Genomic DNA, 22246 nt, shown 5'->3' on the forward strand with positions numbered 1-22246 from the left:
CTCGGTCACCACTTCTCACCGCCCGCCGATTGACGGGGGTCCCAGGGCAGGGACAGCAGATCGGTGCTGGTGCGGGGTACGAGGTGAAGGTGTAGGTGGAAGACGGTTTGGGTGGCTTCCGGGCCGGCGGAGGTGATGATGTTGCAGGGCGGAACAGCGAGTTCGCTGGCGGCCCGCATCGTCGCGGCGGAGACGTCGGGGTCTTCGGTGACGTCCTGGACGTGTCGGACGGGAATGATGAGGGTGTGGCCGGCGGTGACGGGGTGGCGCGGGGTGATCGCGATCGCGTCGGACCAGCGGCGGATGATGGTGGCGGGTTCCTGCCCGCGTGTGATGGCGCAGAATACGCAGGTCATAGCTGTTCACCGCCCCAGCGCTGTTGCGCGGCTTGGCGGGAGATGCCGAGACGTTGACCGATCTCGGCCCAGGAGTAGCCGAAGGCCCGTAGGCCGATCACGGCTTGGCCGATGGCTTGGTCGAGGTCGGCGGAGAGGGCGACGAGGTCGCGGAGTGCTTCGACGTCGCCGGTGGCGACGCGGCGGCCGTGGGCGCGGATGATGCGCCGGGCGAAGGCCGCGAACTCGTCGTTTTCGACGACGTCCCGGCGGCGGGGCCGGGGGGCGTTCGGTGTCAAAGGGTGCTTGGCGGTGTTCATGCGGTCTCACCGCCCGTGTGGTGTTGGCGGTCCCATTCGGTGGCGGCGTCGTTGAGGGTGTTGATGGCCTCGGCGGCGGTGCGGTCGGTTTCGTCGTTCCAGTCGCCGATGAAGTTGACGGCGTCCGGGCGGTTGTTGGGGTCGCCGAAGTCGTTGAGGTAGTCGGCGAAGAACGCCAACGCCTGGTAGGCGAGGGACCGGTCGGTCGACGACAGGTCGGCGGGCACGGTCGAGCGGCCGACGGTGGCGGCGCAGATGGCGCCAGCGGCGCAGGCCGATGGGAACGGCACAGAGGTCAGGGGGTTGAAGAAGTTGCCCCGGGTCCAGCCGCGCGTCTTCAGGTAGACGGCGGCGCAGCGGAGGATGTCGGCCGGTGTCAGGTCGACGACCGGCCGGGTGGGTGGGTTGTGGGTAGCCTTCATGGCAGCCACGTCCTTTCGGATGGGTGAAGGTCGGCAGGACCGGGTTTGCTTGCAGGCGTGGTCCGGTCCTGTCGGCCGTGCTAGCGGGTGCGGTGTGCGCGTAGCCGGAGGTAGCGGCGGATGCGCGGGTCGTCCCCACCCATCGATGCGGGTGGGGAGACGTAGGCGAGGAGGCCGCTTCGGCTGGCGGTGTGGACCAGGGCGGCGACGTCGGCGGGGTGGCCGACGATCCACAGTTCGGTGTACTGGGCCATCTGTTGGGTGTTGGCCTTGGCGCGGGCGCGTTCCCGGGTGGTCATGCCGCTGCCCTCAACATGGCGTGTGCCTGCTGGGCGAGGCGCCGGGCTTCGTGTTCGTCGGTCTGTAACCCGTTGACGGGTCGACGGATCCAGGCGGCGTAGTCGGCGATGCCGGCGATCTGCGCGTCGGTGAGGTAGGCGACCTTGATCCGGCGCGGTGTGCCGCCCTCGGCGATGAGATAGGCGGCGCCCTGGTTGGTGGGCTGAATGTCGGTGGCGGTGTAGCCCTGCTCGGCCCAACCGTGGCCAAGCACGATGTTCGAGCTGTTCGGGGTGGTGCAGCGGAACGCGGCGCGGTAGCCGAACAAATCCCGCAGACTGGTGGGGATGATGTCGAACGACGGCCGCTGGGTGGCGGCGACGACCGGGATACCGGCGGCCCGTCCCCGGGCGACCAGGTCACGCAGCAACGCGACGAACTCCTCTTGTTCCTGCTTCGCACCGACGGTCGCGGAGTAGAAGGCGATCTCGTCGACCAGGACGGTGATGACCGACAGGTTGTCGGCCGGGGTGACCTTCCGTCGCCCGTGGGCGCGGAGCCAGGCGTAGCGGTTGTTCATCACCGTCTGAAGCCGTCGTAGGACGGCCAGGGCGGCGGTGATGTCGGGGCCGATGAACGCATCGGCGACGTCCTCCCACTGGCCGAGTTCGACGAGCTTGCCGTCAAGGAGGACCAGGCGGGAATCGACAGACAGGGCCGCGTGCGCGGCGATCGTGTTGAGCAGGCCGGACTTGCCGCCGCCGGGTTCACCTCCAGCGAGGAGGTTGCGGTAGGCGAGGGTGATGTAGACGGGCTGGCCGAACTCGTCGATCCCGATGAAGATCGGGTCGAACATCGACAGGCCAGGCCCGACCGGCACGGGTGCCGGTTCAGCAGTGACAGACATGGGATGCCCTCCTTGGACGTAGGCGGGCGCGAGAAGCCACACGACCGAGCCCGTGGGGCTCCTCGCGTCCTGGTAGGGGTTTCGGGTTCAGATCCAGTCGGACATGTCGTCCGCGTCGGACGAGGATGAGTCCGCGGCCTTGCTGCCATTGGCAGCCGAAGTCGGCTTCTTCTGCGCCGGCAGGGTGATCGTCGGGACGTCGGGAAGGTCCAGCGCGGTCGGCGCTGGCCCGGCCGTCCGGTCGGTGGCCGGGGTATTCGGGTCGACGATGTCGACCAGCGGGGAGCCGACGGTGGCGGTCAGCACCTCCCGGCGCTTGATGTCGAACCGCAGGTAGGCGGCGGTACGCTCCGATGCCCGCTCGATCAGGACGGTGGAGGCGTGGCAGGTGACCGCGATCCGGTCAAGACGGCCTTCCAGGTCGGCCATGGCCAGGCCGGGCCGCAGGTAGACCCAGACGCGTTCACCCACTGGGGTGGGTCGTGCCCACAGGATCAGTGGCAGGGAGCCGGACTGGTTGGCGACGATGAACTGTGCGAAGCAGACCCGCAGTCGGTGCCGCACCACCAGGCACCACACCCAGGCGACGATCCGCCGACGGATAGCAGGGATGGCAGCCGGGACGCCGACGAGGACGGCGACGACGATCAGGGTCACCACAGCCGGGGTGTGGTTGGCGAGCTGGACCCAGCCGGTCAGCAACAGGACCGACAGCAGGATCTCGGGAGTCCACCACCACAGCAGCCGGATAACCGGCCAGACCCGCACCAGCACCCACGCCAGGGCACCGCACCCGATGCCGATAGCAGCACCGGCGAACAGGGCCAGGATCGGATGCCAGTACGAGGCGGTGACCACGGAGGCCAGGAGGCCGACGATGACGGCCGTCAACACGAACGCCAGCCGGGCGTTCCGGGCCGAGGAACGATGCACCCTGGCCTCGATGACCGTGACCGTTCCTGACGATTTCCCGCCGAAGAGGCGGGCGGTAGGCTTGGACATGACACGTCCTCCCAAATGATGGGGTGGATGGGTTGGAGGGCGTGGGGTCGGCAGGTGTAGGAGCCAGTACCGACCCCGCGCTCGAACAGCGGCAGAATCAGGTCAGCGCACCGTGTAGCTGTCCTCAAGGCGAGAAAAACCTAGAACGGTGACGTCGCTACGTCCCCAACTGCGAATCATCTTGGTGATCTGGTCGATGTCCTCGCCCGTACGAATCGACAGAGGAGTCCGGTACTCGAACGATTCGACGCTCAGGCCAGCAGGCGTCATGTGCGCGAAGCTGACGTAGTAGAGGTACATGGGAGAAGTCCTTTCATTCAAGGAAGGCATGAGCCTGTGGTGGGTGTCAGAGACAGGCGGTGAGTAGCGCGGAGACCCACAGACATCCCGCGTGCAGGGACTGGTCGGCGAGGTACATGCCGCAGATCGGCGCCTGACGGTCGGCGAAATCCGCTCCGCCGGTGTGGGTCAGGATCCAACGGACCGGCCAACGCCGGTCCAGGATTGCGTGAGTGACGGCGGAGAACGCCATCCCGGCGCAGAAGCCGATGACAGTCACCGGCAGGCCGAGCGCGGCGATCGTGATTGCCAGCATCACGACCAGGACGCAGTGATAGGCCATCACGTGAGCCAGCAGATGACGCCAGCCGTGCCAGCCCGGCGCGGCCTTGTGCGTAGCCTGCTTGTCAGTCTGGCCGAGTACGTGATCAGCCACCTCGTGACCGGCGTAGAGAACCGCCGCGACGACGGCAAACACAATTGCGGATTCGAGCATGACAACCTCTCCCAACATGTTGGGCGAACGGGTTGGACGGCTACGGGGTCGGCAGGTGTAGGAGCCAGTACCGACCCCGCGCCACAATCGAGACGGCAACCACCGGTTGCCAGGCCGGGAACGTAGGAGCCAGAAACACTCCCGGACACATGCGATAGATCAGCGGACCATCAGACCGCTACGGATGCCACGGACACCTGTGGCTGACACAGCACGATGTGCGAGGAACCTACTTCGCCGAAGCGCCAGCCTTCGACTTCAGCGACACCGCACGGAACGCGACGCCGTTACGCCCGTTGGTCGCCCACGGGATGGCCTCCAACTGCTCGACCGCGATGAACTCCCCCACCTTCACGCTCGGCTTCTCACCCGCCGTGGTGATGGTGATGACCTCACCGCCCGTCTCGTCGAGAACGAAGACCTGGGTAGACCACATGAGCCGGCCCGTTCCCTTCTCGGACCGCTGGTTGCCGTTCTGGTCGTTCTTCGGCTCCGGGTCCCTCGACACCGTCACCTGCTTGCTCGTGGTGTCCACGTACAGCTTCACGAAGGTCTCCTTCGTTCGGGGATCCACTCGGATCCGTCTCTGTCTGGACCGATCGGCCCGTGACTCAAGGAGACGACGGCCTGTCTCAAGCTGCCAGCCCGGACGAGTTAGCAGGCTCCCGGATGGTTACCGTGTTAACTCCTTCGATTTGTGGCATCCACAAGGCATACTGCTCTGTGGATGTCTGTTAACCGGCGCGTGGAGGAGGATCATGGTTTCAACGAACACCAACGAAGGCGCAACGCTCTTGCAGCAGGCGCGGCTGGATCTCGGCTGGAAGCAGTCGAAAGTGATTGCTGCTCTCACAGCCGAAGCTCGCAGACAGCGCGTTAGCATCGCGGCGCACACCAGCCTGAAGACGATGCTTTCCCGGTGGGAGAACGGCAGTGGTCAGCCCGACCTCGTCTACCGAAGGCTTTTCTGCGCCATCTACGGCCAGAATCAAGAGGAGCTGGGGTTTGAGGATCCGCAGGAGCGATTTGGCCGCCAGTCTTCCCGTGTCGCTCCATCGCTTGACCCTGAAACAGTCGAGTATTTCCGCAACGTCTTAGATCAACACATCCGGGCTGACAACCTCATGGGTCCACAACATTTGGTGGATGTGGTGCGGGCGCAGGCGACACTTCTCGACGAGGTTCTGTCCGACGCCGAGGATGACATTCGCGGTGATTTGCTCGTCTTGGCTTATCGATACAACGAATTCGCGGGTTGGCTTTACCAAGACGCTGGAGACACACGAAATGCAATGCACTACTCTGACCGAGCAATGGACTACGCGCTAGCTATCGACAGTCCAACCGAGACAGCGTATCTGCTCATGCGAAAGTCAAATATTGCGAACGACATGGGGGCATTCGATCGGGCACTCGGGCTCACTTCCGCAGCTCTCCGAAATGGATCGGCGGTCTCACCTCGCGTCAGAGCACTCGTTTTAGGCCAAGAGGCCCGGGCTCACTCATTACGAGGCAGGACTGAGGAAGCTGCTCGCGCGCTTGACACCGCCATGCACGAGATCACCCGACCTGACGCAGAAGCAGACGACATTGCCTCGTACTGTACGCCTGCATACATACGTATCCAGGCTGGCAACTGCTGGTCTGATCTCCAGGCGCCAAGCCTTGCAATTCCTATCTTCGAGAGAGCGTTGAGTGAATTGCCCCGTGGGCTGAGACGCGATCGAGGGCTCTGCCAAACTCGTCTAGCGAGCGCACATGCCGCCCAGGGAGACAAAGAGAATGCATGTCGCGTCGGGCACCAAGCGTTGAAGACCGTTCAGTCGGCAACCTCTGCACGGGCGCTACGGGGCCTACGTCAGCTGCGTGAACGCCTAGCGCCATGGCGGCGAGATGAGGAAGTATCTGAGCTGTGCTGCGCGATCAAGCGCTTGACCACGGTTAGATAAGAGGGGTTCACTCTCAGTGATGGATCTGGTAACGGCAGCTACCGCGACCGACGAGACAGAGCGTGATGCCAAGATCGCTCTGCTGCCCGTCGGCAGCTTCGAGCAACATGGAGACTTCCTGCCGCTAATCACCGACACCGTGGTTGCCTGTGCTGTAGCCCGTGACATCTCCCGGGCGTACCCCGTGATGTTGCTACCTCCGATCACGATCTCCTGCTCCCACGAACATGCAAGCTGGCGCGGCACCGTCAGCATCAGCTCTCGAACTCTCTACCGCGTCGTGGCTGACGTAGCTGATTCCCTAGCCCGTTCTGGCCTGGATCATCTAGTACTCGTCAACGGGCACGGCGGTAACTACGTCCTGTCCAACGTGGTTCAGGAGTATACGGCGGTGAACGGACCCGCCATGAGCTTGTACCCACAGTCACGCGACTGGACCAAGGCTCGCACGGATGCGGGCATGCAGACGAACAATCACGAAGACATGCACGCTGGGGAGCTAGAAAGTTCGCTGCTGCTGCATGTCGCTCCCGACCTGGTTCGCGACGGTAACGAGAACGCCGATTGGATCGCGGACGAGCGACCCCATCTCCTAACGCTGGGAATGGCGGCTTATACAACGACAGGCGTTATCGGGCGTCCCTCGCTCGGTACGGCCGACAAGGGTAGGGCCGCCCTGGCTAGCCTCACTGAATCTTTCGCCCTCCACCAACGGGCTCTCGGGCTCTGAACCTAGCCGGCTGCCGGCCAAAGGTGGTTCAAACTTTCTGTGCGTCTTCAAGGCGGCCCTAGACGGGCCGCACGCGCCGCCGCCTGGGCGCGCGTCCGACGCTCCGCTGTCGCTCCACGCCGGCCACGCAACACGCCCGGCGGCTGGCGCGGAAGCGAGAGCCCATGGGGCCGCCGCAGACGGGATCGCTCTAGGAGTGGTGGAGGTTCGTCGCCGGCAGCCGGCCGCGCCGCGCCCGAGCGACGCGGCACCCGAGGGGAAAGGCACGCCGGTCCGCGCGGCGGCTTGCGGCCGTCGGCGCCGGGGCTGGCGGCGCGAGTGTGCCGGGCCGCCCCTCCAAGCTCAAGGGCGCTACGCGTCGCAAGCGACGGCCCTGCGGGCCGCCCTTGACCTCGGAGCCTCTGCGACCCTCGGGCAGGAGTCGTGGGCAGGCCGATGGCCTGCCCTTACATGATGCGCGCCGCCAACCCCGTCCCCGACTCGTCGCCGGTCACCCAGAGGCGTCAAGGTCCGATTGACGTGGCGGGCTGGGCGGCGGCTCGCTGCCCAGGAGGGCGGGTCGACGGCAGACGGGATGGCGAGCCACATCAAGTTGGTGGGAATGTTATTTAAGGTCGTTTGCCGAGAATGAATTGAGCTGTCGATATCAGTTCTTTTCGCAGTTTTTCGCAGCCGGGTGGCGTATATTCGTAAACAACGCAACGACGATGTCGCAGATCAAAGGGGATATCGTCGATCGATTGACTAATTATCAGAACCGGCTTTCCGATAGTGTGTGCCATGCCGATTTCATACAGGACATTCGGGTTCTTGTCGGTTACATCGGCGACAATAAAGTGGGCAGTGTTAATCCCCTCCCAGATATCCTCAATAATTACGTCCGTGCTGTAAATCTCATCCGCTCGACTTACGGTAACGCCTTCCTTTGTCAAGGCGGCGACGATTTGTTGAGCATATATAGTATTGAATGGCTCCCGAAATGGTCCGAGATAAAAACAATGACGCCTCTTCTTTCTAAATCTCCTCCTGGTGAAAACGGGACGGAAGGCCATTGTTGTAATGATATCTTTCGGTGTCACATCTAATTGCGCAAACTCAAAATTTTCTTCCGATAGAATCTGCATGCATAGCTCTATGCATTCGTCGCAAATAGCGACAGACTCTACCCTATCGGTTCCTCCGGTAATTATCTTCTTGACCTGACGTTGCGACTTCCCGCAAAACTTGCAATGCCACAAGTCTTCTGTCACTAATATCTCTCCTGACTACCTAATCTGGACGTGAGCATTGCTTTGGTTGAGGCTTCACGGTCCGGTACGTGACGCCTAGACGTCAAGGCATGGCGCATTGTTGATCGAGACGTCTTTCAGACACACCGTAGGCACTTGGTCCGGCTCGGCTACCCTTCAGCGGTAGAGCAGCGAGGTGCAGCAACCGTGCAGCAACCCCAGGGCTCGCCGGGTGACAAACTGAGTGACGACCGAGGTCTACACAGACGGACGCCCGTGGACGCTCATGGACTGTTTCGGCAGGTCGGATGCCGTTGTCGGACAGCTCAGCCGCCTTTGATCGTTCCTTCACACCGAAGAGGTCACTGGTTCGATCCCAGTATCGCCCACCGAAGTTGGCACCGCGCGAACCACGTGTTCGCTGTCCAAGAGGGCTGGTCCGTCGAGGGCCAGCCCTCCGTCGTTGCCCCCTGCCTCCTCGCCGGTGTCGGCGAGTCGAAGATCGACCGGACACCGCCGTCGGCGATGGGGGCGACCGCGGCCGGGCTGATCCTTGCCCTGGCCGACGGGGAAACGCTCGCCCGGACCCGGGTCGAGCTGGCCACCGAGCTCGTCGTACCCGAGAGCGGCGCGCCTCCGCCCCGCTGGTGACCGGTCGCCGGGATCCCGCCCGGTCCGTGCCGGGTCGGTTCGCCGCCTCCCCGCCGGTCCATCCGGGAGTGCCGTTTTCCCGGGTACGTCCCGGATCCGGGCGACGTGCAGAGACGTTTCCTTGTGCTTTCAAATTGCTTCTGGGATTCTAGTTCATCGATGGATTGGCATCCCTGGACAGCTCGGATCGGGGCAGACGGCGCACGGAGTCGGCCCCGTTCGGTCCAGGAGGGCGGAAGCCAACCACGACGTCGCCGGCCGCACACCCGCCGACCCACCGCCGGGATGAGACTCCGCACGCCCGGCTGACCCCAGCGGGTCCGGCAGATCGTCCTCGGTTCTGAGGAGCGGGCCCTGCCCGTCGACCCGCAAGGCTGTCGCCGCACGAGCCAGTGGAGTAGACCATGAAACAGTCCCGGATTCTGTGGGTGGCCGCGGCGACCGCGCTGGTCACCGCCGCAGGAGTCCTGACCGCCCCGCCGCTGTCGGCCGCAACCCCCGACATCACGGTCAACACCGCCACGGCGTACCAGACGATCGACGGGTTCGGGGCCGCGACCCCGATCTTCGGTGGTTCCGGTAGCCCGTGGACGACAAGCGAAACCCAGACCCTCGTCGGTACCGGCCAGGGCCAGCTCGGCCTGTCGATCGTCCGGACCGTGGTGTCGCCGGTGTCGAGCGAGTGGGGCCTGTACGCGAGCAGCCTGCAGACGGCGAAGGCGTACGGCTCCGACGTCAAGATTCTCGCCTCGCCCTGGACGGCCCCGGCCACCTTCAAGACGAACAACAGCAGGACCAACGGCGGCAAGCTGCGGACCGACTACTACGACGACTATGCCGAGCACCTGAACAGTTACGTGCAGTACATGAAGAACCAGGGCGTCGCGATCGACGTGACCTCGGTCCAGAACGAGCCGGACTGGCACCCCGACTACGACTCGATGGACTGGACCGGCACCGAGTTGCGCAACTGGGTCCGCGACCAGGGCGCCAAGGTCAGGGACACCCGGCTGATGGTCGGCGAGTCCCTGAGATTCAACCGCGCCTACTCCGACCCCACGCTCCAGGACGCCGCCGCGCGCAACAACATCGGCTACGTCGGCGGGCACCTGTACGACGCCGAGAACAGCGGCAACCTCTCCCCGTACCCGCTGGCGGCCCAGTACGGCAAGAACCAGTGGATGACCGAGTGGAACCTGCACGCGGCGGACGGCGGCGGGTCGAACATCTGGGGGAACCCGAGCAACGCGACCGTCTGGAACGAGACCCTCGACGACATCATCCGGACCGTGCACAGATCGATGGAGGCGAACTGGAGCGCCTACGTCTGGTGGTACGGCCGCCGCTTCTACTCCTTCATCGGTGACGGCGACTCGCAGTACGGGACCACGAAGGGCGCGGTCCTCAAGCGCGGTCACGCGTTCGCGCAGTACTCCAAGCATGTCCGGCCGGGGGACAGGCGGGTCGCCCTCTCGAAGAGTTCGCGGGCTTCCTCTCTGGAGGTCACCGCCTACCAGGGGAGCGGCAAGGTGGTGCTGGTGATTCTCAACCGCTCGAACAGCGCCGTCGACAACGCCGTCGTCCAGACGCCGCAGAGCATCTCGAAGGCGGAATACTCCGTCACCTCACAGAGTCTCAGCGGGGCGTCCCAGCCGGCGACCGTGAGCGGCGGACAGGTGACCGTCAACGTCCCCGCACGGAGCATCTCCACGATCACCGTCACCGAGGGACCGGCCGCCAGCAACCCGCCGACCACTCCACCGACCACTCCACCGACCACCGCACCGACCACTCCGCCCACCACCGGTCCGCCGGTCGGCGGCGGAACCTGTCGGGTGACCAACTCGATCACCGCCTGGAGCACCGGCCTGGTCGACAACGTCACCATCACCAACACCGGTACGAGCGCCGTCGACGGCTGGTCGCTGAGATTCGTCCTCCGACCCGGGCAGACCATCACCTCCGGCTGGAACGCCACGTACTCGACGGTCAGCGGGCAGGCGACCGCCACGAACGTCGGCCACAACGCCGGCATACCACCGGGTGGCTCGATCACCATCGGCTTCCAGGCCAGCCACAGCGGCGACAGCGCCGCACCGACCAACTTCACCCTCAACGGCACCGCCTGTAGCTGACCGCCCTGTTCCGCCGGATCCCCGGTCTCTGCGGCCAGATCGACGGATGTTAGCGCTCACGCTTCCTGGGTGCCGAGGTTGCCGACGGGTGCGCCCGAGCGTGGGTCGCGGGTGCGCCCGAAGGCCGTAAGCGGTTTCCAGTTACGGGTTTCGCGCTCGATCGCCGCGCCCGTACCGGCCACAGTGGATGGCTCTGCGCACCCTGGTCGGTCGCTGACGACACTTGACGTGCGAGTCACACCATGTTTACCGTCGTCAATGTAAACGTTTGGCCCGATCTCGTGGTGACCTGCTCTCCGGCGCTGGCCAGGGGCAGCCACCTGGCTCGGGCCGGGTTCAGGAGCGCGGACCGAGCGGCACGCCCTGCTCGACACCGGGCACGCTTGTTAGCGCTCACGTAAGGGCCATCCTCGTCAGCACGACTCCGGACCGGCTGCCGCGACGTTCTGCGTCCGGGCAGGCAACACCGAACGTCACGCGCACCACCCGGTACGGACCAGGGCCATTCCACCGGTGCCGCCTCCCCGCGCACCCCTACCCAGGACGGTTCAATGAAACGTATCAACCACCACCCCGTGCCGACCGGTCTGTCGCGCGCCCGCCGGTCGGCGCCGCGGCTGGTACTCGCCGCCGCCACCGCCCTCACCGTCGGCGCTGCCGGCATCGTCGCCTCGACCGGCGCGTACGCCGGCACCGACCCGCTCCCCGCCAGCGGCGCCGCCGCACCGGTCGACGCCCACGGGACCACGGAGAAGCTGAACCGCGGACTGATCGCGATCCGTTCGGACAAGGGCAACTTCGTGTCCTGGCGGTTGCTGCGCAGCGATCCGGCCGGCATCGCCTTCAACGTCTACCGGGGCGCAGTGAAGGTCAACGCCACCCCGATCACCAAGGCCACCAGCTACCTCGACGCCGGCGCGCCCGCGGACGCCAGCTACTCGGTCCGCCCGGTCACCGGCGGGGTGGAGTTGCTCTCCGCCGCCGAGTCCGAGGTCGTACCGTTCGCCACCTCGCGTGACGTGCCGTTGCAGATCCCGCCCGGCGGCTCCACGCCCAGCGGCGAGTCGTACAGCTACTCGGCCAACGACGCCAGCGTCGGGGACCTGGACGGCGACGGCGAGTACGAGATCGTGCTCAAGTGGGACCCGTCCAACGCCAAGGACAACTCACAGTCGGGCTACACCGGCAACGTCTACATCGACGCGTACAAGCTCAACGGCACCCGGCTGTGGCGGATCGACCTCGGCCGCAACATCCGGGCCGGTGCGCACTACACCCAGTTCCAGGTCTTCGACTACGACGGCGACGGCCGCGCGGAAGTGGCGATGAAGACCGCCGACGGCACCCGCTCCGGTACCGGACAGGTGATCGGCAACGCCAACGCCGACCACCGCAACTCCAGCGGCTACATCCTCGCCGGCCCGGAGTTCCTGACCATGTTCAACGGCCAGACCGGCGCCGTGCTCTCCACCGTGAACTACGAGCCGGCGCGCGGCAACGTCTCCTCCTGGGGAGACAACTACGGCAACCGGGTGGACCGGTTCCTGGCCGCGACCGCGTACGTCGACGGGCAGCGACCGTCTCTGATCATGGCCAGGGGCTACTACACCCGGGCCGTCATCGTCGCCTGGGACTTCCGCAACGGCAGCCTGACCCGGCGGTGGACGTACGACTCCGGCAACAGCGGCGGCGCCTACGGTCAGGGCAACCACAACCTCTCCGTGGCCGACGTCGACTCCGACGGCCGTGACGAGATCATCTACGGGGCGGCCACCATCAACGACAACGGCAGCCTGATGTACTCCACCGGCTTCGGGCACGGCGACGCGCTGCACGTCGGCGACCTGATCCCCAGCCGGGCCGGCATCGAGGTGTTCACCATCCACGAGTCCGGCAACCAGCCGGCCGCCGACGTACACGCCGGCAGCAACGGCCAGGTCATCTGGCAGCGGCCGAACAACGGGGGATCCGAGGGTCCCGGCCGTGGCGTGGCCGCCGATATCTACGCCGGCAACCCCGGCGCGGAGTTCTGGGGCTCGGGCACCAACATGGGCAACCTCTACAACAGCTCCGGTGCCTCGATCGGCCGGAACCCGTCCTCGGCGAACTTCGTCATCTGGTGGGACGGCGACGCGCAGCGGGAGCTGCTCGACGGCACCCGCATCGACAAGTACGGCACCGGTGGCGACACCCGGCTGCTCACCGGCTCCGGGGTCGCCTCGAACAACGGCACCAAGTCCACCCCGGCGCTCTCCGCCGACATCCTCGGTGACTGGCGTGAGGAGGTCATCTGGCGTACGTCGAACAACTCGGCGCTGCGCATCTACTCCACGACCGATTCCACCAGCATCTCCCGGCCCTCGCTGATGCAGGACCGGCAGTACCGGGTCGCCGTCGCCTGGCAGAACACCGCGTACAACCAACCGCCGCACCCCAGCTTCTCGATGGGATAGTCGGTCGAAACCGACTGCCGACGACCGGCGGGAACACCCCTGGCTCCCGCCGGTCGTCGGTGGTGCTGGTCGGCGTCTCCCGGGGCCGGCGGCCGGTAGGGTCGGGACCCGGAAGGTCTCGCAGCACGCCGAGCCGGGGCCGCTAGCCCGAGCGGTACCCGGTGACCACGAGTTCCCACTCGACCTCGCCGCCGGCCGGTACCACGGCGGCGTTGCCGGCCGCAGCGGTGTCGCCGCCGTCGGAATCCGCCTCGGCCAGGTCGAAGACCGCGCCGAGCATCGGCTCCACCCCGATGCTCCGGTACGGCGCCGCCGCCGGCCAGCCCCGCAGGTTGCGCCACAGCGCGACGGAACGGGGCTGGTCCGGGCAGTGCAGGCGCAGCCGGAGCGCGTCGGTCCCGTCCACCACCCGTACGTCGTCGGCACCGACCAGCACGGCGCCGAGCGCGGTACCGTCGTCCGGGCCGAGCCGGTCGAGCGGCAACCCGGCCGGGTCGGGCCAGCCGGCGGTGTGCCACCGGTCCCCGGCCCGCCACGTCCCGGGCGGCAGCAGCTCGGCGGCCTCCGGGTAGAGCCGGGTGGGGGTGCCGGCCGGTGCGACCAGTCGGGCCGCCGGTGACAGGTCGAGCAGGGCGTGTGCCGCCCAGACGAACCGGTAGCCCGGCTCGGCCGCGAGCCGGTAACGGGCCACCACCTCGCCCGCCTCCTCGGTGATCCGGCGGGCGAGGGTGAAGTCGGCACAGTCGACGACCGCGCTCCGCGGACCGGTCGTCCGCCAGGGACGGGACCAGGCGGCGCCGTGGTCCGGCGTGCCGCGTACCGTCGGCACGCACTCCTCCAGGCCGCCCGCGTCGACGAAGGCGTCGCCGGGGGCGACCCGCTCCCGGCCGGTCGCGCCGCCCCGCCAGAGCCACTCGCGCCCGCCACCGGCCAGGCTGGTCCACCGTCCACCGTGTCGGTGGTCGACGGCGATCCGCAGCGGCACGGCGACCGGTGCGGGGAGGTCGGGTCGGCTCACCATTCCGCGAAGGAGCCGTCGTCGTGCCGCCAGACCGGGTTGCGCCAGGCGTGCCCGTGCCGGGCGGCGGCGCGTACGGCCCGCTCGTCGACGGTGATGCCGAGCCCGGGTGCCTCCGGCCGGCGCAGGTGCCCGTCGACGAACCGGAACGGCTCCCGGTCGACCACGTAGTCGAGCAGTTCCGAGCCGGCGTGGTAGTGGATGCCGATGCTCTGCTCCTGGATCAGGAAGTTCGGCGTGGCGAAGGCGACCTGGAGGCTGGCGGCGAGCGAGATCGGCCCGAGTGGGCAGTGCGGGGCCAGCACCGCGCCGTACGTCTCGGCCAGCGCGGCGATCCGGCGTACCTCGGAGATGCCACCGGCGTGCGAGAGGTCGGGCTGCACCACCGCCACGCCCGCGCGCAGCGGCCCGAGGAACTCGTGCCGGGCGAAGAGCCGCTCACCGGTGGCGATCGGCACCGGTGAGGCGCCGACGAGGTCACCGAGCTGGTGGTTGTGCTCGGGGAGTACCGGTTCCTCGACGAAGAGCGGACGCAGCGGGGCGAGTTCCGGCAGGATGCGGCGGGCCGCCGCCGGGGTGGCCCGACCGTGGAAGTCCAGCGCGATGTCCCGGTCGTCGCCGAGCACCTCCCGGGCGGCGGCGACCCGGCGCACCACGGCCGCCACCTCGCGGGCGCTGGGGATGGCGGCGAGCAGGCCGGAGGCGTTCATCTTGATCGCCGTCATCCCGGCCTCGACCTGTGCGGCGGCGGCGTCGGCCAGCTCGGCCGGTTCGTCGCCGCCGATCCAGGAGTAGACCCGGACCCGCTCCCGGACGGGGCCGCCGAGCAGCGCGTGCACCGGGGCGCCGTACGCCTGGCCGGCGATGTCCCAGAGCGCCTGGTCGATCCCGGCGACGGCGCTGGAGAGCACCGGGCCACCCCGGTAGAAGCCGCCCTTGGTGAGGATCTGCCAGTGCTGTTCGATCCGCAGCGGGTCCTCGCCGAGCAGATACTCGGCGAGCACCTCGACGGCGGCCCGGACCACCTCGGCCCGGCCCTCCACCACCGGTTCACCCCAGCCGACCAGCCCTTCGTCGGTCTCCACCCGGCAGAAGAGCCACCGGGGTGGGACGAGGAAGGTCTCGATTCGGACGATCTTCACTGGACGCCTCTCTGTAATGGCTCAGCCCGTGCCCACCCGACGAGGACAGCGACGCTCACCGCCTGTCGCCCGGGCGCCGGCGTAGCTTCTGGACGTCCCGGATCGCCTTGTCCAGCAGGTCGCGCATGGCCTGCTCGGCGCCGGTCGCGTCGGTGCGCCGGATCGCCTCGACCACCGCGCGGTGGCTGGGTACCGGGTCGTCGTCGGGTGCCCCGCCGTGCACCAGGCGGTCCCGTTCGGCCAGTCCGGTCTCCATCACCACCTCCAGGCGCTGCACCAGCTCGTTGTGGGTGGCGGCGAGCAGCGCGCGGTGGAAGGCGAGGTCGGCCCGGACGGCGGTGACCGGGTCGGTGGCGGCGGACATCTCGGCCAGCGCCTCGTCGAGGGCGGCCAGGTCGGCCCCGGTCGCGCGGGTGGCGGCGAGTCGGGCGGCGGCCGGCTCGACGATGGTACGCACCTCGTGCAGCTGGTCGAGGAGGTGCTGTCCGGCACCCTCGGCGAACTGCCAGCGGATCACGTCGCCGTCGAGCAGGTGCCAGTCGGCCCGGGGGCGTACGAAGGTGCCCCGCTTCTGCCGGGCGTCGACGATGCCCTTGGCAGTGAGGACCTTGAGTGCCTCGCGCAGCGCGGTGAGGCTGACGTCGAGCTCCTGTTGCAGTGCGGCCAGGTTCAGGGTGGCGCCCTCGGCGATCTCACCGGCGAGGATGCGCCGGGCGATGACCTCGACGGTCTGCCCGTGGACGCCGCGGCGTGCGTACTGTGCCAATGCTCTCCGTGCCTTCTCGTTGGTCCGACGGGGGTGGTCCGGGTCAGGCCGAGGCTTTCACCGCGGTCCAACCGCCGTCCACCACCAGGGTGGTGCCGGTGACGTAGCCGGCGTCCGGTGAGGCGAGGAAGGCGATCGTCGCCGCCACCTCGTCCGGGGTGCCGAACCGGCCGGCCACAGTCTCCGCGACGCTGCGCTGCCGGTCGACTTCGGACACTCTGTCCCAGGCGGCGGTGAGGATCGGGCCGGGCAGCACGGTGTTGACCCGCACCTCGGGGCCGTACTCGACGGCGAGCTGGCGGCCGAGCGCGACCAGCCCGCCCTTGGCGGCCGCGTAGGCGGGGTGACCGGGGAGCCCGACCAGCGCGTGCACGGAGGAGACGAGCACCGCCGCGCCCCGGCCGGCGCGCAGGTCGGCCAGGCACGCCCGCAGGCCGAGGAAGCTGCCGGTGAGGCTCACCGCGAGCTGCCGGTCCCAGGACTGCCGGCTGGTCTCGTGCGCCGGGGCGACCTCGCTGAGGTAGGCGTTGCTGACCAGGATGTCGACCGGGCCGAACAGATCACGGAGCGTGGTTACCGCACCGGTCCAGGCGGCCTCGTCGGAGACGTCGGCGACGATCGGGCGGGCCCGGCCGCCGGCTGCGGTGATCTCCTCGGCGACCTGCTCGGCCGGCCGGATGTCGAGCAGGCCGACGGCCGCGCCCTCGGCGGCGAGCCGTCGGGCGGTGGCCGCGCCGATGCCGCCGTAAGCCCCTGTGACCAGGGCGACCTTGCCTTCCAGTCGTCGCGTCCGCTGGCTCTCCACCCGTCACCGTCCCGCCAATCAAAACATTAATTAGGAAGAAATCTTGACAGCCGCGACCCGTGGATGCAACCTTCTGGATCACACCGTTTACCTGAGTGACACACCCGCGACCCGAGCACGGGTCGATGAGGAAGGGATACTCCCCGTGAGCGACTTCGACCCCGGTCGTCGCCGGTTCCTCGGCCACCTCGGACTCGCCGGCCTCGGCGCGCTCGGCATGGGCGGCCTGGTCGGTTGCGCCAGTTCCGCCAGCACCTCCTCCGGCGGGGGCGGGAGCGACGGCCCGGTCGCCGTGCAGTCCAATCTCTCCTCCCCGCAGGCGAAGGCCGCGATGGAGAAGATCATCGAGACCTTCAACAAGCAGGGCAAGGGCAGCGCGACGCTGAACACGATCGCCGCCGAAACCTACCGTACCCAGCTTCCGACGTACCTGACCTCGGCGAACCCGCCGGACCTCTACACCTGGTACGCCGGCTCGGTCGCCGACGACTACGCCAGCAAGGGCCTGCTGCTGGACGTCTCCGACGTCTGGAAAGGGCTGACCGACTATCCCGAGGCGCTGCGCACCATCTCCACCGACGCCTCCGGCAAGCAGGTCTTCGTGCCGATGACCAACTACTGGTGGGGCTTCTTCTACCGCAAGTCGAACTTCGCCAGGTGGGGCGTGCAGGAGCCGAAGAACTGGACCGACTTCGTCGCGCTCTGCCAGACGCTCAAGGGCAAGGGGATTCCGCCGATCGGCATCGGACTCGGCGACACCCCGTGGGTGGCGTCGGCCTGGTTCGACTACCTGAACATCCGGATCAACGGCGCGCCGTTCCACCGTGAGCTGCTCGCCGGCAAGCAGCGCTTCGACGACCCGAAGGTGAAGGCGGTCTTCACCCGCTGGCGCGAGGTGCTGCCGTACTTCGACCCGAAGGGCAAGGCGTACCCGTTCCAGGAGGCCACCGCCGCGCTGCTGGCGGGCAAGACCGGCATGTTCCTGATCGGCACCTTCTTCGCCGACGCCGCCCCGAAGGACGCCCTCGGCGACCTCGACTTCTTCCGGTTCCCGATCATCGACCCGGCGGTGCCGGTCGCCGAGGAGGGCCCGACCGACGGCTTCTTCGCCAGCGCCAAGACCGGCAACCCGACCGGCACCAAGGCGCTGCTGAGCCACCTGGCCTCGGTCGAGGCGCAGGAGGAGTACATCAGGCACAGCTCCGGCATCGTGCTGCCGGCCAACCCGAAGGCGAAGGCCGCCGACTCCCCGCTGGTCGCCAAGGGCAAGGCGATGCTGGAGAGCGCGCAGGAGCTGACCCAGTTCTTCAACCGGGACTCCAGCGACGCGCTCCAGCCGACCGCCGACACCGCGCTGACCAAGTTCATGGACAAGCCCGACCAGATCGACGCGATCCTGCGCGAGTGGCAGGCGGGAGCGGAAAAGGTCTTCAAGGGCTGATGACGGTACTCGCCCCGACCGAGAGCCCCCGGCAGCGGCCGGCGCCGGACCGGAAGCCGTCCCGGCGGCGACCTGCCCGGCGGATGTCGCCGCTGCTGGTGGCCTTCGTGCTCGTACCCTTCGCGGTGGAGAGCATCTGGGTCTTCTGGCCGGCCCTACAGGGCTTCTACTTCTCGCTCACCCGCTGGGACGGGCTCGAACCGCCGCAGTTCATCGGTCTCGACAACTACGCCGAGATGGCCGGCGACTCGGTCTTCCGGGGCGCCCTGCTCAACACCGTGATCTGGCTGCTGCTCTTCGGCGGGCTCTCGGTGGTCGGCGGGTTCGGCATGGCGCTGCTGTTGCAGAAGGAGCGGCGCGGCATCGGCTTCTACCGGGCCGCGCTCTTCACCCCGGTGGTCTTCTCGCTGGTGGTGACCGGGCTGGTCTGGCGGGTCTTCTACCAGCCCGACGGGCTCGCCGACCAGGTGCTCCGGACGATCGGCCTGGAGCACCTGATCCGGCCCTGGCTGGCCGACCCGCAGACCGCCCTCTACGCGGTCATCCTGCCCGCCCTGTGGCGGCAGATCGGGTACGTCATGGTGCTCTACCTCGCCGGTCTCAAGGCCATCGACCCGGCGCTGCACGAGGCGGCCCGGGTGGACGGCGCCAACGGCTGGCAGCGGCTCTGGAACGTCACCGTCCCGCAGTTGCGCGGGGTCAACGCGGTGGTGCTCTCGGTCATCGTGATCGACTCGCTCCGCTCCTTCGACATCGTCTGGGCGCTGACCCGGGGCGGGCCGTACCACTCCTCCGAGCTGCTCAGCACCTACATGTACTCGACCGCGTTCCAGAGCCTGCGGCTCGGCTACGGCTCGGCGATCGCCGTCGTCATCTTCGGGTTGGCGCTGGCGGTCATCCTCGGCTATCTCGTCCGCGCCTTCCGGGAGGACTGATGATCCGCAAGCTCCGGACCGGCGGCTTCCACCTCGGGATGAGCCTGGTGGCGCTGCTCTGGCTCGGCCCGATCCTCTGGGTCGTCAGCATGTCGCTCCGCTCCTTCGACGACATCGCCGCGAACGGGGTGGGCAGCCTGCCGCACTCGTTCACCCTGGACACCTACCGCCAGGCGTGGACCGACGGCGGTCAGATGCGGGCGCTGGTCAACAGCATGCTGGTGACCGTACCGTCGGTGCTGCTCAGCCTGGCGCTGGCCGCGGTGGCGGCCTTCGCGCTGGCCCGGTTCCGGATCCCGGGCCGGCGCACGATCCTGCTGCTGATGCTCGCCGGCAACCTGCTGCCGCCGCAGATCCTGCTCATCCCGGTGAACAAGTTCAGCGAGCTGATCGGCCTCTACGACACCCTCTGGGCGCTGATCGCGGTCCAGGTCGGCTTCGGACTCGGCTTCTACACGTTCGTGCTGCACGGCTTCATGCGCGACCTGCCGGGCGAGATCCAGGAGGCGGCCATGATCGACGGTGCCGGGCCGGGGCAGATCTTCGGCCGGGTGATCCTGCCGCTGACCCGGCCGGCGCTGGCCGCCCTCGGCGCGCTCTCCTTCACCTGGATCTTCAACGACCTGCTCTGGGCCATCACGGTGCTGCGTACCGACGACCGGATGCCGGTCACCCCCGCCCTGCTGGGCCTGCAAGGGCAGTTCGTCTCGTCCTGGAACGTCATCGCCGCCGGTACGGTGATCGCGGCGGTGCCGACAGTACTGGTCTTCCTCCGCTTCCAGCGGCACTTCGTCTCCGGCCTCGCGATCGGAGCCGTCAAGTGACCGCCCCGCAGGCGCGCCGGTGGACGCTGCGCGGGGCGCGCACCGAATACACGGTGGCGGTACCCGAGCACGGGCGCTGGCTCGAACTGGTGGCCTGGGGGCCGCACGGGGTGAGCGAGGGGCCCTCGCCGGTGGAGTACGCCGGTCCGGTGCCGTTCCTCACCGCCGGTGACGCCGCCCCGATCGAGTACGCCACCGACGCCGCCCGGCCGTTCACCGGGGCCGACCTGGTGGTGGAGACCGCCGGGGGAGACCGGCGGGTCGGCCTCGACTACGTCGACGCCGAGGGTGTCCCGGGCGGGCTGGTGGTGACCTTCGCCGACCCGGTGACCGGGCTGCGGGTCGGGCTGCACTACGAGATCCCGGACGGCACCGACGTGCTGCGCCGGTGGGTCGAGCTGACCAACACCGGCCCGGAGCCGCTGCGGCTGCACCGGGCCGACTCCGCCGGATTCTGCGTACCCACCCCGCACGGTGCCCGGCTGAGCTACCAGTGGGGGCAGTGGGCGCAGGAGTTCCAACTCGACCACGTCGACCTCGGGCACGGTGAGTTCACCGTCGGCAGCGCGCAGGGCGTACCGGGGCACGCGTACGTGCCGTGGCTCGTCGTGCGGGACCGGGCCGAACCGGACGGCTCCGCCTGGGCGGTGGCGGTGGACTGGACCGGCTCGTGGGAGATCAGCGCGACCCGGGACACCGGCGGGCTGACCCGGGTACGCGCCGGCCGGCGCCTCGTCGACGGCCCGCTCGACCTGCCCGCCGGGGCGCGGCTGACGCTGCCGGCGGTCACCGGCGCCTACAGCCCGGACGGGCTCGACGGGCTGGCCCGGGTCTGGCACGACTACCAGCGCCGGCTCGCCGGGGAGCGGCTGCGGCCCCGTCCGGTCCTCTACAACTCGTGGGAGGCGACCTACTTCGCGGTCGACGCGGAGAACCAGCTCGCGCTGGCCCGGATCGCCGCCGACCTCGGCGTCGAGACCTTCGTGGTCGACGACGGCTGGTTCGTCGGCCGCGACGACGACACCGCCGGACTGGGCGACTGGACCCCGGATCCGGCGAAGTTCCCGGACGGCTTCGACACCTTCGTCGACGAGATCCGTGGCCTCGGGATGAACTTCGGGCTCTGGGTCGAACCGGAGTGCGTCAACCCGCGCTCCAAGCTCTACGCCGAACACCCGGACTGGGTCTACCAGGTGCGGGGACGTCCGCTGACCCCGATCCGCAACCAGTACCTGCTGGACCTGGGCCGCCCCGAGGTGGCCGAGTTCGTGCACTCCACCGTGGACGGACTGCTCCGCCGGTACGACATCGGCTATCTGAAGTGGGACTTCAACCGGCCGCGTACCGAAGCGGGCCGGAGCTTTCCCACGGCGGCGGTTGCGGCCGGGCGGGTCGACCTGGACGGCGCGCACGTGGCGAACCTGCACCGGATCTACGAGCGGCTGCGCCGCGACCACCCGCACGTGCTGCTCGAAGCCTGCGCCGGTGGCGGAGCCCGGACCGACCTCGGCATGGCTGCCCGGGCCGACGTCTTCTGGCCGAGCGACAACACCGGCCCGCTGGACCGGCTCGCCATCCAGCACGGCTTCCTGCACGCCAACGCCCCGCACCTGCTCAGCTCCTGGGTGACCGACTCGCCCGGCCTCTTCGACCCGCGCCCCCGGTCACTGGCCTTCCGGTTCGTGCTGGCGATGGCCGGCGTGCTCGGCATCGGCGCCGACATCCGGCACTGGACGCCGGAGCAGCGCCGCGAGGCGGCCGGCTGGATCGCCCGGTACAAGGAGATCCGGGACGTCGTCACGCACGGCACCGTGCACCTGATCGGCGGCCCGGACCAGCCCCGCTGCGCCGTGCAGTACACCGCGCCCGACGAGGAGACGGTGGTGGTCCTCGCCTGGCACACCGGCCGGCTCGACGGCGCCGGTCTGCTGCCGTCCCGCCCGGTCCGGCTCCCGCTGGCCGGTCTCGACCCGGCCGCCGCCTACCGACACCACGAACGGCGCTACTCCGGCAGCCACCTGAGCACCGTCGGTCTGCCGGTCCGGTGGACACCCGAGCACGACGCGGAACTCGTCGTCCTCCGGCGCGCCTGACCCAGCACCCCCGTCCCCCAACAGCGAAGGAAACG

The 22246-nt window shown here is 68.3% G+C and carries 23 protein-coding genes; 9 read left to right on the forward strand and 14 right to left on the reverse strand.

All coding sequences use genetic code 11. From position 1 onward, the window contains the following. Positions 1–5: 5 nt before the first annotated feature. From C6W10_RS17975 to C6W10_RS18015, 9 genes are all read right to left on the reverse strand, one after another. A complete protein-coding gene (locus C6W10_RS17975; RefSeq protein ID WP_107259065.1) occupies positions 6–356 on the reverse strand; it encodes an HIT family protein in 351 nt (116 codons plus the stop codon). Next, on the reverse strand, positions 353–655 hold the full coding sequence (locus tag C6W10_RS17980) for a hypothetical protein (protein ID WP_107259066.1): 303 nt from the start codon (positions 653–655) through the stop codon (positions 353–355). Before C6W10_RS17980 ends, C6W10_RS17975 begins: the two co-directional genes overlap by 4 nt. After that, positions 652–1077, reverse strand: coding sequence for a hypothetical protein (locus C6W10_RS17985; protein WP_107259067.1), 426 nt, complete (start codon positions 1075–1077; stop codon positions 652–654). Before C6W10_RS17985 ends, C6W10_RS17980 begins: the two co-directional genes overlap by 4 nt. Before the next feature lie 80 nt (positions 1078–1157). Continuing rightward, positions 1158–1376 carry a hypothetical protein gene (locus C6W10_RS17990; RefSeq protein WP_107259068.1) on the reverse strand — a complete coding sequence of 73 codons (219 nt, stop codon included), beginning with the start codon at positions 1374–1376 and terminating at the stop codon, positions 1158–1160. Continuing rightward, positions 1373–2263, reverse strand: a complete 891-nt coding sequence (locus tag C6W10_RS17995; RefSeq protein ID WP_107259069.1) for an FtsK/SpoIIIE domain-containing protein — start codon at positions 2261–2263, stop codon at positions 1373–1375. Before C6W10_RS17995 ends, C6W10_RS17990 begins: the two co-directional genes overlap by 4 nt. A gap of 87 nt (positions 2264–2350) precedes the next feature. Beyond that, on the reverse strand, positions 2351–3265 hold the full coding sequence (locus C6W10_RS18000) for a hypothetical protein (protein ID WP_107259070.1): 915 nt from the start codon (positions 3263–3265) through the stop codon (positions 2351–2353). Positions 3266–3367: 102 nt separating this feature from the next. Beyond that, on the reverse strand, positions 3368–3565 hold the full coding sequence (locus C6W10_RS18005; protein ID WP_107259071.1) for a hypothetical protein: 198 nt from the start codon (positions 3563–3565) through the stop codon (positions 3368–3370). A gap of 46 nt (positions 3566–3611) precedes the next feature. After that, a complete protein-coding gene (locus C6W10_RS18010) occupies positions 3612–4040 on the reverse strand; it encodes a DUF3307 domain-containing protein (RefSeq protein ID WP_107264061.1) in 429 nt (142 codons plus the stop codon). A gap of 229 nt (positions 4041–4269) precedes the next feature. Continuing rightward, positions 4270–4587, reverse strand: a complete 318-nt coding sequence (locus tag C6W10_RS18015) for a hypothetical protein (protein WP_107264062.1) — start codon at positions 4585–4587, stop codon at positions 4270–4272. 211 nt (positions 4588–4798) lie between these two features. On the opposite strand from C6W10_RS18015, the gene C6W10_RS37385 reads away from it, so the two are divergent. Then, positions 4799–5989 (forward strand): hypothetical protein, encoded by a 1191-nt coding sequence (locus C6W10_RS37385; protein ID WP_159104635.1) that lies wholly within the window; start codon positions 4799–4801, stop codon positions 5987–5989. Positions 5990–6008: 19 nt separating this feature from the next. Next, entirely contained in the window at positions 6009–6719 is a 711-nt protein-coding gene (locus C6W10_RS18025) for a creatininase family protein (protein ID WP_107259073.1), read from the forward strand. Between the two features lie 608 nt (positions 6720–7327). On the opposite strand, the gene C6W10_RS39725 is transcribed toward C6W10_RS18025, so the two are convergent. Beyond that, entirely contained in the window at positions 7328–7969 is a 642-nt protein-coding gene (locus C6W10_RS39725) for a ClpX C4-type zinc finger protein (RefSeq protein ID WP_159104636.1), read from the reverse strand. A 393-nt stretch (positions 7970–8362) separates the two neighbouring features. Here C6W10_RS39725 and C6W10_RS18035 point away from each other — a divergent pair, with 393 nt between their 5' ends. From C6W10_RS18035 to C6W10_RS18045, 3 genes are all read left to right on the forward strand, one after another. Beyond that, the gene (locus C6W10_RS18035; RefSeq protein ID WP_107259075.1) at positions 8363–8599 is read left to right on the forward strand and encodes a hypothetical protein; all 237 of its coding nucleotides are present in this window, start codon (positions 8363–8365) and stop codon (positions 8597–8599) included. A gap of 404 nt (positions 8600–9003) precedes the next feature. Next, positions 9004–10734, forward strand: a complete 1731-nt coding sequence (locus C6W10_RS18040) for a cellulose binding domain-containing protein (protein WP_107259076.1) — start codon at positions 9004–9006, stop codon at positions 10732–10734. A 551-nt stretch (positions 10735–11285) separates the two neighbouring features. Beyond that, a complete protein-coding gene (locus C6W10_RS18045; protein ID WP_159104637.1) occupies positions 11286–13187 on the forward strand; it encodes a rhamnogalacturonan lyase in 1902 nt (633 codons plus the stop codon). 142 nt (positions 13188–13329) lie between these two features. On the opposite strand, the gene C6W10_RS18050 is transcribed toward C6W10_RS18045, so the two are convergent. From C6W10_RS18050 to C6W10_RS18065, 4 genes are read right to left on the reverse strand one after another with little or no spacing between them, the layout of a single operon-like run. Then, positions 13330–14208, reverse strand: coding sequence for a hypothetical protein (locus tag C6W10_RS18050; protein ID WP_107259077.1), 879 nt, complete (start codon positions 14206–14208; stop codon positions 13330–13332). After that, positions 14202–15347, reverse strand: a complete 1146-nt coding sequence (dgoD, locus tag C6W10_RS18055) for a galactonate dehydratase (protein WP_107259078.1) — start codon at positions 15345–15347, stop codon at positions 14202–14204. The genes C6W10_RS18050 and dgoD overlap by 7 nt, the downstream gene beginning before the upstream one ends. A 55-nt stretch (positions 15348–15402) precedes the next feature. Next, positions 15403–16113, reverse strand: a complete 711-nt coding sequence (locus C6W10_RS18060) for a FadR/GntR family transcriptional regulator (RefSeq protein WP_107259079.1) — start codon at positions 16111–16113, stop codon at positions 15403–15405. 43 nt (positions 16114–16156) lie between these two features. After that, positions 16157–16918: an SDR family NAD(P)-dependent oxidoreductase gene (locus C6W10_RS18065; protein ID WP_107259080.1), complete on the reverse strand. Its 762-nt coding sequence runs from the start codon at positions 16916–16918 to the stop codon at positions 16157–16159. 145 nt (positions 16919–17063) lie between these two features. Between C6W10_RS18065 and C6W10_RS18070 the strand changes: the two genes are divergently transcribed. From C6W10_RS18070 to C6W10_RS18085, 4 genes are read left to right on the forward strand one after another with little or no spacing between them, the layout of a single operon-like run. Then, the gene (locus C6W10_RS18070; protein ID WP_107259081.1) at positions 17064–18359 is read left to right on the forward strand and encodes an ABC transporter substrate-binding protein; all 1296 of its coding nucleotides are present in this window, start codon (positions 17064–17066) and stop codon (positions 18357–18359) included. Further along, entirely contained in the window at positions 18359–19294 is a 936-nt protein-coding gene (locus tag C6W10_RS18075; RefSeq protein ID WP_107259082.1) for a carbohydrate ABC transporter permease, read from the forward strand. Before C6W10_RS18070 ends, C6W10_RS18075 begins: the two co-directional genes overlap by 1 nt. Beyond that, positions 19294–20118 (forward strand): carbohydrate ABC transporter permease, encoded by an 825-nt coding sequence (locus C6W10_RS18080; RefSeq protein ID WP_107259083.1) that lies wholly within the window; start codon positions 19294–19296, stop codon positions 20116–20118. Before C6W10_RS18075 ends, C6W10_RS18080 begins: the two co-directional genes overlap by 1 nt. Further along, positions 20115–22211, forward strand: a complete 2097-nt coding sequence (locus tag C6W10_RS18085; RefSeq protein ID WP_107259084.1) for an alpha-galactosidase — start codon at positions 20115–20117, stop codon at positions 22209–22211. Before C6W10_RS18080 ends, C6W10_RS18085 begins: the two co-directional genes overlap by 4 nt. The last annotated feature ends 35 nt before the right edge of the window (positions 22212–22246 follow it).

It is taken from the genome of Plantactinospora sp. BB1, from assembly GCF_003030385.1.
Taxonomy (GTDB): Bacteria; Actinomycetota; Actinomycetes; order Mycobacteriales; family Micromonosporaceae; genus Plantactinospora.